The sequence below is a fragment of the Variovorax sp. LjRoot175 genome, from assembly GCF_964253805.1.
GTDB lineage: Bacteria > Pseudomonadota > Gammaproteobacteria > Burkholderiales > Burkholderiaceae_C > Variovorax.
This window is the reverse complement of record NZ_CAXURY020000001.1, coordinates 3,402,209-3,417,338: the sequence shown is the minus strand read 5'-3', so window position 1 is coordinate 3,417,338 and position 15,130 is coordinate 3,402,209. Positions and strand designations below refer to the sequence as shown.

13 protein-coding genes are annotated in these 15,130 nt (G+C 65.3%); 4 read left to right on the top strand and 9 right to left on the bottom strand.

The window, feature by feature from the left end; all coding sequences use genetic code 11:
- Nucleotides 1-200: 200 nt before the first annotated feature.
- A complete protein-coding gene (locus tag ACSQ89_RS17000) occupies nt 201-911 on the top strand; it encodes a gamma-glutamylcyclotransferase (protein ID WP_436292828.1) in 711 nt (236 codons plus the stop codon).
- 16 nt (nt 912-927) lie between these two features.
- On the opposite strand, the gene ACSQ89_RS16995 is transcribed toward ACSQ89_RS17000, so the two are convergent.
- Together ACSQ89_RS16995 and ACSQ89_RS16990 are read right to left on the bottom strand one after the other, a co-directional pair.
- Nucleotides 928-2,568: an AMP-binding protein gene (locus tag ACSQ89_RS16995; protein ID WP_436292829.1), complete on the bottom strand. Its 1,641-nt coding sequence runs from the start codon at nt 2,566-2,568 to the stop codon at nt 928-930.
- Between the two features lie 24 nt (nt 2,569-2,592).
- Complete coding sequence (locus tag ACSQ89_RS16990; protein ID WP_436292830.1) at nt 2,593-3,183, bottom strand: 2-hydroxychromene-2-carboxylate isomerase; 591 nt, start codon at nt 3,181-3,183, stop codon at nt 2,593-2,595.
- A 162-nt stretch (nt 3,184-3,345) separates the two neighbouring features.
- Between ACSQ89_RS16990 and ACSQ89_RS16985 the strand changes: the two genes are divergently transcribed.
- Genes ACSQ89_RS16985 through ACSQ89_RS16975 form a run of 3 tightly spaced genes read left to right on the top strand, consistent with a single transcriptional unit; the run spans nt 3,346 to nt 5,381 of the window.
- Nucleotides 3,346-4,086 carry an SDR family oxidoreductase gene (locus ACSQ89_RS16985; RefSeq protein ID WP_436292831.1) on the top strand — a complete coding sequence of 247 codons (741 nt, stop codon included), beginning with the start codon at nt 3,346-3,348 and terminating at the stop codon, nt 4,084-4,086.
- A 7-nt stretch (nt 4,087-4,093) separates the two neighbouring features.
- Entirely contained in the window at nt 4,094-5,080 is a 987-nt protein-coding gene (locus tag ACSQ89_RS16980; protein ID WP_436292832.1) for an NAD(P)H-dependent flavin oxidoreductase, read from the top strand.
- Nucleotides 5,081-5,135: 55 nt separating this feature from the next.
- Entirely contained in the window at nt 5,136-5,381 is a 246-nt protein-coding gene (locus ACSQ89_RS16975; protein ID WP_436292833.1) for a hypothetical protein, read from the top strand.
- Nucleotides 5,382-5,465: 84 nt separating this feature from the next.
- On the opposite strand, the gene ACSQ89_RS16970 is transcribed toward ACSQ89_RS16975, so the two are convergent.
- From ACSQ89_RS16970 to ACSQ89_RS16940, 7 genes are all read right to left on the bottom strand, one after another.
- A complete protein-coding gene (locus ACSQ89_RS16970; RefSeq protein ID WP_436292834.1) occupies nt 5,466-6,536 on the bottom strand; it encodes an enolase C-terminal domain-like protein in 1,071 nt (356 codons plus the stop codon).
- A 21-nt stretch (nt 6,537-6,557) separates the two neighbouring features.
- On the bottom strand, nt 6,558-10,097 hold the full coding sequence (locus ACSQ89_RS16965) for an indolepyruvate ferredoxin oxidoreductase family protein (RefSeq protein ID WP_436292835.1): 3,540 nt from the start codon (nt 10,095-10,097) through the stop codon (nt 6,558-6,560).
- The gene (locus ACSQ89_RS16960; RefSeq protein WP_436292836.1) at nt 10,094-11,038 is read right to left on the bottom strand and encodes a 2-dehydropantoate 2-reductase; all 945 of its coding nucleotides are present in this window, start codon (nt 11,036-11,038) and stop codon (nt 10,094-10,096) included. Before ACSQ89_RS16960 ends, ACSQ89_RS16965 begins: the two co-directional genes overlap by 4 nt.
- 16 nt (nt 11,039-11,054) lie before the next feature.
- Entirely contained in the window at nt 11,055-12,029 is a 975-nt protein-coding gene (locus ACSQ89_RS16955; RefSeq protein WP_436292837.1) for a Bug family tripartite tricarboxylate transporter substrate binding protein, read from the bottom strand.
- 34 nt (nt 12,030-12,063) lie between these two features.
- Nucleotides 12,064-13,041, bottom strand: a complete 978-nt coding sequence (locus ACSQ89_RS16950; protein WP_436292838.1) for a Bug family tripartite tricarboxylate transporter substrate binding protein — start codon at nt 13,039-13,041, stop codon at nt 12,064-12,066.
- Nucleotides 13,042-13,176: 135 nt separating this feature from the next.
- Nucleotides 13,177-14,274, bottom strand: a complete 1,098-nt coding sequence (locus ACSQ89_RS16945) for an enolase C-terminal domain-like protein (protein ID WP_436296297.1) — start codon at nt 14,272-14,274, stop codon at nt 13,177-13,179.
- 14 nt (nt 14,275-14,288) lie between these two features.
- Nucleotides 14,289-15,071 (bottom strand): SDR family oxidoreductase, encoded by a 783-nt coding sequence (locus tag ACSQ89_RS16940; RefSeq protein ID WP_436292840.1) that lies wholly within the window; start codon nt 15,069-15,071, stop codon nt 14,289-14,291.
- Nucleotides 15,072-15,130 lie beyond the last annotated feature (59 nt).

Here is a 15,130-nt window from a genome sequence, read left to right as displayed (position 1 = left end):
TCCATCTATCTCGGGGCCAGCGGCATTCCATTGCGCCGAAAAGTGAATCAGTCTCGCAATCAGATCGCGCGGCCAGACCTTCGTCAGTCCGCGACGCTGCACTTGGATCATGGAAGTCAGTGTATTTAACTATCGTTTAGTAAACGAATTCAATGTTAAAGTTCGCGCCCTGTCAACACGATTTCCCAAGAGGCTCGCTCATGCGTTATCTCAGCCCGCGCGAGGACGACCGAGCTGGATCGAGGGCGGTGGTCGAGCCCGCGCGAGTCACTCGCGAAGGGCTCCTCGACGACGGCTTCATGGCGCACGTCTATGCGCAGCTTCCGGAGGGAGCGCGGCTGCGCACGGCCGAGGAACTGGAAGCGTCGATCGAAGGCATCCTGTCGCGGCATGATGGCGATACAGCTGTTCATGTGTTTGGATATGGATCGCTGATGTGGAATCCCGCGGTGGAGCACACTGGCGCGCGTCCGGCGAAAGTTCACGGCTGGCACCGCGCCTTCTGCCTGCGCTCGGTCATCGGGCGGGGGTCGCAAGAGTGCCCCGGGCTGATGCTCGCCCTTGACCGGGGTGGCGCGTGTCAGGGAGTGCTTTTGCAGATCGAGCCGCGCAAGGTGCGTGATGAGCTGCGGGTGCTCTGGCGAAGGGAGATGCTGACCGAGGTTTACCAACCGCGATGGGTGACTGCTGATGTGGACGGCCGGGCCGTGCGCGCGATCACCTTTACGGTCAACCGATCGCATCCGCGCTACACGAAGACGCTCTCCCTGCATGAGATGGCCCGGATGATCAACACAGGAGCGGGCAGCCTCGGCACCTGCCGCGAGTACTTCGACGCCACGATTCAAAAGCTCGAGACGCTTGGCATACGCGATATCGGGATGGAGCGCCTGCGCTGCGCTGCAGGCTGAGGCCCCGTCCCCGCCATCAGGCCGCCGCTGGCGCCCGAAGTTCCTTGCGGAGGATCTTGCCCACGGTCGATTTCGGCAGGGCCTCAAGAAAGGTGATGTGGCGAGGCACCTTATAGGGTGCCAGGAGCTTGCGGCAGTGTGATTCGACGTGGTCCTCCTGCAGGCCCGGCGAGCGACGCACGACGAACAGGTGAGGGACTTCGCCGGAGCGCTCGTCGGGCACGCCTACGCACGCGCACTCCAGCACATCCGGATGCAGCGCGACCACGCCCTCGATCTCGTTCGGATACACGTTGAACCCGGACACCAGGATCATGTCCTTCTTGCGGTCGACGATGGTCATCAGTCCCTGCGCATCCATCGTGACGACATCGCCCGTGCGAAACCAGCCATCGCTGGTAAACGCCTTGCGCGTTTCTTCTTCGCGCTTCCAGTAGCCTGCGAACACCTGCGGCCCCTTGATAAGCAACTCACCGGGCGTGCCGTGCGGAACCGGGTCGCCCGCGTCGTCCACGATCAGCACGTCGGTGGAGGGCACCGGCACGCCGATGGTGCCGTTGCAGCCTGGCGCATTAAAGGTCGCGCTGGGCGACGTCTCCGTCAGGCCATAGGCTTCGGTGATCGGTGGCCCGCCCGCTGCCTCCCACTTGCGCGCGACCGCCGCCTGGATCGAGGCGCCGGCCCCGATGACCATGCCACAACGCGAGAAGTCGACCGATGACAGTTCGGGCATGTTCACCATGCCGTTGAACATGGTGTTGACGCCGATCACCACATCGAAGGGCATCCGGCGCAACTCGGCGCACAAGGCCTGGATGTCACGCGGATTCATGACAAGCCGGTTGTGTCCGCCGCTCACCAGAGCCATCAGCGCCATGCCGAGCGGGAAGATGTGGTACAGGGGCAGCGGCGTGACCAGCTCGAAGTTCTGGATTTCGAGGGTCAGTCGCAACCAGGACTGCATCTGCAGCGAGCTGGCAAGCACGCTGCGGTGCGTCAGGCATGCGCCTTTGGAAACGCCCGTGGTGCCGCCGGTGTACTGCAGGAAGGCAAGATCGGAGGGAAGGACATCCTCGCCTGCAAAGTCGGCGTCTGCCAGCGTGGACGTGGCGTCGCGCAAGCTGACGATGCGAGGGTCGGCGTGCTCAGGCTTGACCCCCGTCTCTCCGGCAGTCGCGAACAGGGCCTGTTTCACGCCTTGCATCGGCACGGTCATGACATGCCGAAGTTGCGTCTGGTCGAGAACCTCGGAGACAAGGCCGATGAACGGCTCGCCAGCCAACAGCGCGGACGCCCCCGAATCGGCCAACTGGTACTGCAACTCGCGGGCCGTGTAGAGCGGATTCATCGCCACACCCACCATGCCTGCGCGCAGGATCGCCGCTAACGCTACCGGGTAGATGAGGTTGTTGTGCAGTAGCAGGGCGACCCTGTCGCCCCGCTTGAGACCGGCCGCTTGCAGGGACCGCGCGAGCAGCGCCGATGCATGCTCGACCTGGGCGTAGGTCAGCGATTCACCGGCGCAGGTCACAGCCGTCCTGGCGGCGTGCCTCGTGAAAGCGCCTTCGAGCAAGGTGACGAGGGTGTCGTGCTCGCCGTACACAAGGTCACGAGGCAGTCCTGCCGGGTAGGAAGCATGCCAAATTCTTTGATCCACGTTGTCTCCTTTTTTTTTGTTCGGTCAGGACAGTGCTTCGCGAACGAAGTCCATCCGGTCCTGGCCGAAGAACATCTGGTCGCCGACGAAGAGCGTGGGTGCGCCGAACACGCCGCGCTCGACCGCCTCCTGCGTCGTCGCCTTCAGCGCGGCCTTGGTCTCGGCGTCCTGCGTCAGGCGCTCGATCTCTGCAGGATCGAATCCGCCTTCGGTCAGGATGCGGGCCGTGAGTTGCGCATCGTTCAGGTTGAGCGCGTCGATCCAGAGCGCCTTGAACACGCAGCCCAGCAGCTGCTGCAGCTGCTCGGGGCGGCGCAACTGGATCCCGGTGACCGCGCGCATGAGGAACAGCGTGATGACCGGAAAGTGCGGATTGCCCCTGAACGGGACGCCATATCGGCGCGCGTGGCGCTCGTAGTCCATTTGCGTATAGCGTCCCTTGACGGGGATGGTGGCCGGCGAGGCATTGCCGGTGGCCTGGTAGACGCCGCCGAGCAGCATCGGCCGGTAGACGAGGTCGGCGCCAAGGCTGGCGCACAGGCCCGGCACCTGTGTCCACGCCAGGTATGACGACGGGCTTCCGACATCGAAGAAAAAGTCGACTGACTTGCGCATTGAGGGGCTCCTTTTTGAGTTAACGAACGTTTGATAAACGAACGCTATGTGATTGCAGGTCTTCCGTCAACGGGGTTTCCTTGGGCTTTACCTTTGATTGACAAACGATCGTTCATTGATTAACGTGCAATGACTCAACGGACGTTTTCTAAAGGAGACTGTATGGACCCATCAGCCAGCCACCGTGGTGTGGCTCTCGTCGTCGGCGCCGGTGACGCCACTGGCAGTGCCATCGGCGCGCGCTTTGCCCGCGAGGGCTACGTCGCCTGCCTGACACGGCGATCGGCCGACAAGCTGGAGCCGGCCGTCGAGCGCATTCGCGCGGCGGGCGGCCAGGCGTTCGGGTACGGCAGCGATGCACGGAAGGAGGAAGACGTCGTCGCCCTCGTCGACCAGATCGAGAAGGAGCGCGGCCCCATCGAGGTGATGGTGTTCAACATCGGTGCCAACGTGCCTAGCAGCATTCTGGAGGAGACCGGGCGAAAGTACATGAAGATCTGGGAGATGGCCGCCTTCAGCGCATTCCTGAATGCGCGCGAGGTTGCCCGCAGGATGGTCCAGCGCGGGCGCGGCACCATCCTTTTCACCGGCGCGACGGCCGGCATCCGCGGCTCAGCGAACTTCGCGGCCTTCGCCGGCGCCAAGCATGCGCTGCGCGCCCTGGCTCAGAGCATGGCGCGCGAACTCGGCCCGCGGGGCATTCACGTGGCCCATATCGTGGTCGACGGCGCGATCGACACGGAGTTCATCCGCAGCAACTTCCCCGAACGCTATGCGCTCAAGGAGCAGGACGGCATCCTGAACCCCGAGCACATCGCGGAGAACTACTGGTACCTGCACACCCAGCCTCGAGACGCATGGACGTTCGAGATGGACCTGCGCCCCTACATGGAAACCTGGTGAAAGACACATGAAAACACGCATCACAGAACTCTTTGGCATCCGCCACCCGATCATCCAGGGCGGCATGCACTACGTCGGCTTCGCCGAACTGGCCGCGGCTGTGTCCAATGCCGGTGGGCTCGGGCTCATCACGGGCCTCACGCAAAGGACACCCGAGCTCCTGGCCAAGGAAATCAGCCGCTGCCGCGAGATGACGGACCAGCCCTTTGGCGTGAACCTCACGTTCCTGCCGACCTTGTCTTCGCCGCCATACCCCGAGTACATCGCGGCCATTGCCGAAGGCGGCGTTCGCATCGTCGAGACGGCAGGGCGTAGTCCAGAGGCCTACATGCCCGCGCTCAAGAAGGCCGGCATCAAGGTGATCCACAAGTGCACCTCTGTGCGGCACGCGCTGAAGGCCGAAGCGATCGGATGCGATGCCGTGAGCGTGGACGGTTTCGAGTGCGGCGGCCACCCGGGCGAGGACGACATGCCGAACATGATCCTGCTGCCCCGGGCTGCCGAGGAGTTGAAGATTCCGTTCGTCGCCTCCGGCGGAATGGCCGACGCGCGCAGCCTGGTGGCGGCCCTTGCGCTGGGCGCGGAGGGAATGAACATGGGCACGCGTTTCGTGGCCACGCAGGAAGCGCCGATCCACCAGAACGTGAAGGACGCCATCGTGACGGCCACCGAGCTGGACACTCGGCTCGTGATGCGCGGCTTGCGCAATACTGAGCGCGTGCTGACCAATTCATCCGTCGAGCAATTGATCAGGATCGAGAAGGAAAAAGGAGCCGATCTCAAGTTCGACGACATCATCGACCAGGTCGCCGGCGTCTACCCGCGCGTGATGTTGCAGGGCGAAATGGATGCGGGCGCCTGGAGCTGCGGCATGGTGGTCGGCCTGATCAACGACATTCCCACGGTGCAGGAACTGATCGATCGCATCATGGAGGAAGCCGAACAGTTGATCGTGCAACGGCTCGCCGGTTTCCTGGAGCCTGTGGCGGCCTAGCAGCGGACATCGGCCGGCTCACTCCGGCGAGCGAGCCGGCTCCTTGTTAGACATCATGAACACTCCCGTCAAGCCCGCCTACGAAGCCCGGTACTGTTCGCTGTTCAATGGCGGTGAGCTTGCGTTTCCATGCGATGCGCAAGGTAGCGTGGACCTCGACGGGTTGAGCGAGCGCGCGCGCACCAACTACTTCTATGCCCGGGCCCTGACCGGACGCGAATTCGCGGCGCCAGTCGTCATGGCCCGCAGCGAGCATCGGCCCGATGCTGAAAATGCTGGGTGCGTTCAAGAAATAGGGTGATGCACCGGCCGTCGCCGATGCCCTGCAACGCTACAGCCTTGCCAGGTAGGTGCGGGCGAAGGCCGCCGCCCCTTGACGGGGCGTTCACACCAGGTATCGCTGCACGGCTTCTTCATTGAACTCGACCCCCGACCCCGGCCTATCGCCGGTGTATGCCATCCCGTCGCGCACTTCGAGCGGCTCCTTCAGGATCGGGTTCCACCAGTCCATGTACTCGAGCCAATGCGCGGTCGGCGTTGCGCAAAGCAACTGGGCGCTGACTTCCGGCCAGAAATGGTTGGACAGCGCCACACCATAAAGCTGGCCCAGTGCGGCAATTTGTTGCCAACCCGTGACGCCGCCGCATCTCATCGCGTCGGGCATGGCCAAGCCGCGCACGCCTGCGTCGAACGCGTGACGGAAATCGAGGGTCCCCAACCAGTTTTCGCCAGCCTGCAACGGTGTGGCGGTGGCCGCTGCCAGCTGCACCAACCCGGCGTAGTCGTGGGCAATAATCGGCTCCTCGATCCAGACCAGTCCTTCGCCGTCGAGGGCGCGCAGGCGTATCGCCGCCTCGCTGGTGCGAAGCGACTGGTTATAGTCGACCATGAGGGCCACGTCCGGGCCCACAGCCGAGCGCATGGCGCGCACGACGGCCAAGTCTTCCGCGACGGTCGGGTAGCCGATCTTCGCCTTGACCGCCTTGAAGCCTTTGCGCGCCCACTTCTCGGCGGAATGGGCGCTGCCCTGCACGCCTTCGTAGCTGACGCCCGCATAGGCCTGGATCGGGCGCGGCGCTGATCCGAGCAAGGCGCAAAGCGGCAGCTCGTGAGCGCGAGCAAAAGCGTCCCATACCGCCATGTCGATCCCGGCCAGGGCCATCCCGACCAAGCCGTGGGTGCCGAGCATCCGGAAGTGCCCATGCAGCCTGCTCGAGAGATCGGCGGGCGCCAGGGGCTGGCCGACGGCGACCGATTCGAGATTGCGCATCAGCTCGGCCAACGGCTTCTGTGCGGCGAGCCCGTAGCTGAAGAGGATGCTATGGCCTTGTACTCCGGCGTCCGTGTTGATGGTCAGGAGCACGAGGGGCGACACCCCGACCGTGCCGGAGGCAGTGCGCAGGGGCTCGGGCATGGGAACGATGGCGCAGCGGACCTGGAACGAGGTGATTTTCATTTGGTGATCTCGAGAATTGGTTCAGGCGGCCACCCGCGCCGTTGTTGCCGGTGGCGCAGAGGAGGCCTCGAATTCGGCCAGCAGCGCCTGCCGGGCGATCTCCGCTTCAGCCATGCTGCGCTCCTTCACGTGGCCATAGCCGCGGATGCGCTGCGGCAGTTGGGCCAACTGGATTGCGATCTCCAGGTTGTGTGCGCGCAGTTCGCTTTCCAGGCGCTGCAACAGCACCTCGTAGTTGGCGATCAGCTCGCGTTCGGCACGGCGCTCGGCGGTGTAGCCGAACAGGTCGAATGGCGTGCCGCGCACAAATCGAAGTCGAGCCAGCACGCGCATCGCAGGCAGGATCCAGGGGCCGTATTCGCTTTTCTTCAATTGCCCGGTCAGCGGGTCGCGGCGCGACAGCAGGGGCGGGGCCAGGTTGAAGCGCAGGCGCTGCGGACCCTCGAATTGTGCGGCGAGCGCGGCCTGGAACTCCGGCGCCGCGTGCAGGCGCGCCACCTCGTACTCGTCCTTATAGGCCATCAGCTTGGCGAGGTTTTCGGCGACGGCCAGCGACAGCCGCTGGCTGCCGGGTGCCACCGCGGCCTCGGCTTGCGCGATTTTTTCGACCAGTGCGCGGTAGCGCCGCGCGTAGTCGGCGTTCTGGTAGCACGTGAGCAGTTCGGTGCGGTGCGCCAGCACTTCCTGCAGCCCTTGCGGCAGCTTCGGCGCGGGCGGCGAAATACCGGCCGAGGCCGCCTCGACCGCGGCGCGGTTCGTGACCCAGAGGCGGCCGAGGCGCAGCGCGCGACGATTGGACTCGACCTGCACGCCATTGAGCTCCAGGGCCCGCTCGATGGCAGCCACACCCACCGGCAGCCACCCCTTCTGCGCGGCCACACCCAGCAGGAACGTATTGGCCGCCACCGCATCGCCACACAGCGCGGTGGCCAGTCCGGTCGCGTCGACATAGTCCACATGCTCGGGGCGCACGACGCTCGCGACTTTGCGCTGGAGCATGGACACCTCGACGCGATGGTCCGGGTTCCTGGTGAAAACCGCGCTCGGCGGCACGCGGTCGTTGCCGAGGAAACGGCTGCGTTCCATGTCCAGCGTGCGTGACGCCTCGTCCGCCAGACCGGCGAGCATGTCGAAGGCCAGCATCAGGTCGGCTTCGCGCAACCCGATGCGCTGGCTGGCGATGCCCGAGGGCGCCGCCGCGACGCGCAAGTGGCTGAAGACCGTCCCGTTCTTCTGAGCCACGCCGGTCATGTCGTAGACCGAGGCGGCCTTGTGTTCCAGGTGCGCCGCCATGGCCAGTACCGCGCTGACCGTGATCACGCCGGTGCCGCCGATGCCGGCCACCATGACGGAAAAGCCATCGGCAACGGGCCGCACCGGCGGTACGGGTATGTTCTGCAGCAGCGCCTCGGGTATGTCGCCCTGCGCAGGCCGGCGCAGGCTGCCCGAGCTGACCGTGACGAATGACGGGCAAAAGCCCTCCGCGCAGCGATAGTCCTTGTTGCACGAGGACTGGTTGATGGCGCGCTTGCGGCCCAGGGCGGTTTCCACGGGTTCGATGCTGATGCACCCGGATTGCGCCGAGCAGTCCCCGCAGCCCTCGCACACGGCCTGATTGATGAACAGCCGCTTGGGCGGATCGACCATGACCTTGCGCTTACGCCGGCGGCGCTTCTCCGCGGCACAGGTCTGTTCGTAGATGAGTACGGTGCAGCCCGCCACTTCGCGCAGTTCGCGCTGCACCGCATCGAGATCGTTGCGGTGACGTATCGTCACCTCTTTGGGCATGGCGGCATCGGACCGGTGCAGATCCGGATTGTCCGACACCAGCACCACCTGCTTCACGCCCTCGCCCAGCACTTGGCGGGCCACCCGGCTGACCGAAATAGGCCCATCCACGGGCTGGCCTCCGGTCATGGCCACGGCGTCGTTGTAGAGGATCTTGTAGGTGATGTTGGCTTTGCTGGCGACCGCGCCGCGCAGCGCCAGCAGGCCGGAGTGGTAGTAGGTGCCATCCCCGAGGTTCTGGAACACATGGCGTGTCTTGGTGAAATGGTGCAGTCCGCTCCAGTTCATGCCTTCGCCGCCCATCTGCGTGGACAGCAGGGTGCGCGCCTTGTAGAACATCGCCATGCTGTGACAGCCGATGCCCGCCAATGCGAAGCTGCCTTCGGGCACGTTGGTGGATGTGTTGTGCGGGCAGCCCGAGCAGAAATAGGGAGGGCGGCTGTCCTGGGCCGCGGCCAATGCGATGACGCCGCTGCGGCGAGGGGCCAGCAGCGCCACGCGTGCCTCCAGCGCTTCATCGGCCAGGCCCGCCGCGCGAAGCCGGGCGGCGATCACCAGCGCGAGGTCCAGTGGTTCGAGTTGCTTCTCGAGGGCCACCAGCGCAGTGCCGTGCTCGTTGTATTTGCCGACGATGCGCGGGCGCGCGGCCTCGTTGTACAGCACGACGGCGGCCTGCCGCTCGACGAAGGCGGCCTTTTCCTCGATGAAGAACAGCTCGGCCTTGCCGGCAGCAAATTCCTTGAGCCCGAGCGGCTCCAGCGGCCACACCATGCCGACCTTGTACAGCGCCAAGCCCAGCGTGCGAGCCCGCGCGTCGTCGATGCCCAGATAGGACAGCGCCTGGCGCGTGTCTTGGTAGGCCTTGCCGGCTGAAACCAGCCCGAACCGCGCGCTCTCGTCGCCCATCGTGCATTGGTCGATGCGGTTGGCGCGCGCAAACCGCAGCACCAGCGGCAACCGGTGATGCATCAGGATGGTTTCGTCGCGCGCCGGCGCGAACGCCCCACGATAATGCACGCCCTCGGGCGGCAACAGATCGGCCGGGTCGGGCAGGGCGATGTGCTGCGCCTGCGGGTCGATGTCAACCGTGGCCGTCTGCTCGATGGTCTCGTTGACCACCTTGAGGCTGGCCCAGCAGCCGGCGTAGCGCGATAGCGCGAAGCCCAGCAAACCGAACCGCACGATGTCCTCGACGTTGGATGGATACAGCACCGGGATCGAGTTGGCGGCCATCGCCTGCTCGCTTTGATGCGCGACCGTTGATGACTTGCCGGGGTGATCGTCGCCGAACACCGCCAACACGCCGCCGCGCGGATGCGTGCCGGTGTAATTGGCGTGCTTGAAGGGGTCTCCCGAGCGATCGACGCCGGGCCCCTTGCCGTACCACATGGCGAACACACCATCGACGTTGGCGGGACCCAGCGCGTCCAGCTGCTGCGTACCCCACACCGCTGTGGCGGCCAGATCTTCGTTGACGCCCGGATCGAAAACAATGCCCGCCTCCTTCAGGCGCCGCGCCGCCGCCCACAGTGCCTGGTCGAAGGTGCCCAGCGGTGAACCGCGATAGCCGCTGATATAGCCGCCCGTGGACATGCCCGCGCGCCGGTCACGTTCGCGCAGCAGCAGCAGCACGGCGATCAACGCCTGCGCGCCGGTCAGGAATGCCGAGCCCTGCGCCAGATTGAAGCGCTCGTCCAGGCTGGCGAGCGATCGCAGCGCGCCGGCTTCGACCGGGGGTCGGGCGAGATCGATGATGTCGGGCGTCGGGCTCATCGTGCGGAAGCTGCCGTGCGCTGGGCCTCGTAGACCTGCAGATTGCAGTAAGCGGTCTGCAGCAGAGGCACCGCTGTGCCGACGAGCTTGGCTTGCGCAATCAGGTCCCCCAGGATGGCCTGTGACTCCAGGCGGGGTGTGCCCGCCATCATGTCGCGCGCCATCGACGCAGCCCAGGGCGAGGCCGGGTCCAGCAGGACGCGCTCGACCATGCCGACCGACGCCGGGCCCGGCGGGTGGCCGGACAGGGTCGCGACGCGCGTCACTTCCTCGATCGACTGTCGGATCAATGCCTCCCCGCCCGCGGCGCGCAGTATCTCGCTGACACTCGCGCGCATCAGGCTGGTCGCCGTGGCCCCGGACGCGAGCATCACCCACTTCTCCCACAACTCCTGCTCGATGTCGGCAGACAGCCTGCGCATGCCGGGCGTGCGTGCGATCAGTTCGTGAAAGCGCTGTGCAACGGGCTCTTGCGACGCAGCACGCGCGCCGAGGACAAACACGTCGTTAGGCCCAAAGTGCTGGATCGCGCCGTCGGGCATCAGCATGGTGGCGATGTAAGCAATGCCGCCGAGCACCTTTTCGCGGCCGAAGCGCTGGTCCAGCCGCTTGTAGGCTTCCATGCCGTTGATGACCGGCAGCACCAGCGCGCCCGCTGCCACTGCGGGGGCGATCGTGTCCATTGCCTCGTCGAGTTCGAAAGCCTTGCAGGTCAAGAGCACGACATCTGCCTGCGCCGCAGCCTCCGCCAGTTCGCCGCGGCTGAGCGTCGCAACGGGCAGGCTCATGTCGCTCAAGGCGCTGCGCGCGACCAGCCCATGCTCGCGCAGTTGAGCACGACGCCGCTCGCGCACCAGGAAACGCACTTGCGCGCCGGCCTGTTGCAGGCGGGCCCCGTAATAGCCGCCGGTCGCACCGGCTCCCAACACCAGAATTTGCATGGAGATGTCCCTCTGTTTACTGCGCTTGCAAGTTGATCGACTTGGCCACGGCGCGCATCTTGGCGGCCTCGTCCCTGAAGAAGTTGGCCGCCTGTACCGTGTCCAGGGGCCCCAAGACCCGCGAGCTGTTTTCGCGCACGAAGCGCAGGAATTCAGGCTTTCCCAGCGCCTCGGCGCTGGCACGGTTCAGGCGCGCCACTTCGGCATCCGGAACCCGCGTCGGGACAAACAGGCCGCTCCAGACTGAGTGGCTGAACGACTTGAGGGAACTGCCCTCGCTCAAGGTGGGAACGTCGGGCAGGTCGGGGTTGCGCTGTTCGCTCGCAATGCCGATCGCCTTCACCTTGCCGGACTTCAGCAATCCGACCACAGGACCGGCGAGGGGAAGGAACGCCAGGTCAATCTGGCCGCCCACCAGGTCGGGCACCATCGAGGCAGTGCCTTTGTAGGGCACCGCCATCAGCTTTGCGCCGATACGCGCCTCGAAGTCGGCAGCCGCAATGTGGGATGAGGAGCCGTAACCGATGTTGCCGATGGAGAGTTCCTGGTTGCCGGGCTTGCGCACGTAGGCCACGAGTTCATCGACGTTCTTGAACGAATGCTTGGACGCGCTCAGCAAAATGAAGTCCGTCGTGCCCAGGGGCGCGACCAGCTTGAACGACTCCGGCGAGTATTTCGCCGTAGCGATGCTCAACGGTGCCAGGATCAGGTCGGGTCCGCTCGTGCCCAGGACCACAGCGTTGTCGGGCGCCGCCGAAGCCACGTTCATCGCGCCCAGCGCGCCGCCCAGGCCCGGCAGGTTTTCGACGACGACGGTCTGCCCCAAGCCGTCCTGCAAGGCCGGCTGTATCTGCCGGAAAGTCACGTCCACTGCGCCACCGGCAGGCCAGGCTACTCGAATAGTGAGGGGCTTGCCGCTCGCGTTTTGTGCGTACGCGGCGGGAAGAAAAAACGAAGCGGCGACCGCCGCGGCCAACAGGATTTTTTTCATCGCATTGCTTTTTTGATGGGCCGAATGGGGCGCGCTACTGCGGCTGCAGATTGGTCTGCCGCGCGAGATCGCCATATTTCAGAATCTCGGCGTTGTAGAAATCGTCGGATTCCTTGGCGGACATTGCCAAGGTGATGACCCCGCCTTCGCTGGCGAACTTCTGAAATTCGGGGCTCAGCACAGCTTCGGTCACCGCCTTGTTCAGGCGTTGCACGATGGCATCCGGCGTGGCTCGCGGCACCAGCAGGCCGATCCATTGCCGGTGGAGGACTGGCCGCTCGGGGTGGGCTTCGGATAGCGTGGGCACATCGGGCAGCATGGGGTTGCGCTTGGCCGCGGCAATGCCGATAGCGATCAGCTTCTTTTGCTGAACCATCGCCACGGTGGCCATGCCCAGTGGGATGAACCCGATGTCCACATGGCCACCGAGCAAATCCTGGACGAGCGGCGCCATTCCCTTGTACGGTATGCCTGCCGCCTTGAGGCCGCTGGCCGCTTTCATGTCGTCGCCTGCGAGCTGCGAGCTCGACCCCGGGCCCTGATGGGCCAGCGACAGGCCGTTTGGCAACGTCTTGCTGTAGTCCACCAGCTCGGCCAGGGTATGGGCCGTCATCGAAGGCCGCGCCACCAGCAGCATGTCGCTCAATCCCAGTGCCGCCGCCATCCGGAACTGGTTGGGTCTGTACTGGGCCGATGCCATTGCCAGCGGGGTCAGGATAACGTCGTTGGTGTGCCCTGCCACGACATAGCCGTCGGCCGGTGCCTTGAGGACATTGACTGCACCGATCGCTCCGCCGGCGCCGGACAGGTTCTCGACCATCAATGGCTGGCCCAACTCGGCCTGCATCCTGGGCAGGATTTGCCGGATGAAGACGTCGGCAGTCCCGCCCGCAGGAAAGGCCACCCGGATCGTTACCGGTTTGGTCGGATAAGCCTGCGCCCATGAATTCGAGCTGATGGCTGCGGCGGCGACGAACGCCCCCAGCAAGATCGATCGTTTGATGCTGTGCATGAAAATTGTCTCCGTTCTTTTCGGTCCCCAGGTCGCGTTGCAGTAGCTCTGCCACACGCCACTTCCGCGTCCCCCGAAGGAGCGCGATTTCTCAATGTCCTTTCGCCATTTCCTCAACCTCGCCGCCATCACCGTTCAGAAGCGGTAGGCATACTTGGCAATTGCGCTCTCGTTCCATTCGACTCCGCTGCCGGGCCGCTCGGGGATATGGACTTCGCCGTTGCGGACCTCGAAGGGCTCTGCCAGGATCAAATCGGCCCAATCGCACCACTCCAGCCAGTGCGCGGTTTCCGTCACCCGCATCAGGTGAGCCGAGAACTCGGGGTATAGGTGGGTGGACACTGGAACCCCCTTGGCCGCCGCGATCCCGGCGGCGCGCATCCAGCCGGTTACGCCGCCGATGCGCATCAGGTCGGGCATGACGAAGTCCGTGGCGTCCAGTTCGAGTGCGATCTGCAGCGCGCGCGGACCCCAGAAGTTCTCGCCGACCTGGATTGGCGTCGCCAGCCGGCGGCGCAACTGCGCCAATCCCGAGAGGTTGTCGCATGCGATCGGCTCCTCCATCCAGTAGAGCCCTTCGCCGTCCAGCGCGCGGCAGCGCGCAATGGCTTCGTCCATGGTGTGGGCCTGGCTGAAATCGGCCATGAGTTGCAGCGATGCGGCGCCGGCGCGCCGGGCGGCCGCGATGGCCGCGAGATCCTGCGCCAGGCTGTCGCGTCCCAGCCGAATCTTCAAGGCGGTGAAGTCCCCTTGCGCGATGAGCTCCTCCGTCTCGCGCGCCACCTCCGAAGGATCGATCAGCCACAGGCCGTTGCTGTTGTACGCTTTGACCGGGCCCACGCTGCCGCCCAAGTAGCGGGCCAGCGGCAACTGCGCCGCCTTCGATAGCGCGTCCCACAACGCCATATCGAGGCCGGCGATCGCAGCCAGCGTGACGCCTTCCAGCCCGATGGGCCAGAGGCTTTGGCGCGCTTGGCGGAACAGGTCGACCGGGTTGGCGGGCTTGCCCTTGAAGCGTTCGACCAAGTCGCGGATGAGGGGGGCGATGTAGCGCACGCTGTTGGGCAGGTAGGGCTGCAGGTAGCTGCGTCCCACCACGCCTCCCTGCATGTGCAGGTCGATCAGGATGATGGTCCAGGCCGGCGGGGACATGCTCTTGAGCACCGGAGTGCGCTTGAGTGGCACCAGCACGGCACGCACGTCGACGGACTCGATGGTGAGGAGAGGATGCATGGCAACCACCACGTTCAGCCCAACGTGCCCGTGAAGGCGCCGCCGTCGAGCAGCAGGTTCTGCCCGGTCATGAAACCGGCGTTGGCACCGCACAGGAAAGCGCAGGCCTGGCCGAATTCCTCGATCGTGCCAAAGCGCCCGGCCGGCACCTGCTGCAGCATGGCGTCACGTGCTTCGTCCGGCGTCTTGCCGCTGCGCTTGCCCAGCACGGCGAAGCCCATGAGGATGCGGTCGGTCGCGTGGAAGCCGGGCAGCAGGGCGTTGATCGTCACGTTGTGCTTCACGATCTGCCGTGACAGTCCGGCGACAAAGCCGGTCAGCCCCAGGCGCGCGCCGTTGCTGAGCCCGAGAAAATCAATGGGTGACTTGACGGCGCTCGAGGTGATGTTGACGATGCGCCCGAACTTGCGGCCGATCATGCCGTCCACCGTGGCGCGGATCAGTTCGATCGGCGCCAGCATGTTGGCGTCCAGGGCGGCGATCCACGCGTCGCGGTCCCATTCCCTGAAGTCGCCCGGTGGGGGGCCGCCCGCGTTGTTGACCAGAATGTCGGGCGCCGACAGCGCCGCAAGCACAGCTTGGCGGCCCTCGGGCGTTGCGATGTCGGCAGCCACGGTCTTTACCGTCGCGCCGGTGCTGCTGCGGATTTCGTGCGCCGTGCTCTCCAGAGCGTCCACGCCGCGCGCGGTGATGAGCAGCTCCACGCCTTCGCTCGCGAGCGCCAGGGCGCAGCCTTTGCCCAGCCCCTTGCTCGCGCCGCAGACAATCGCGCGCTTTCCTCTGATCCCCAAATCCATTGCTCACTCCTTGGTGTTGACAAGGCGCCCATGCGAGCATGACGGTGTGCCTTGTGTCG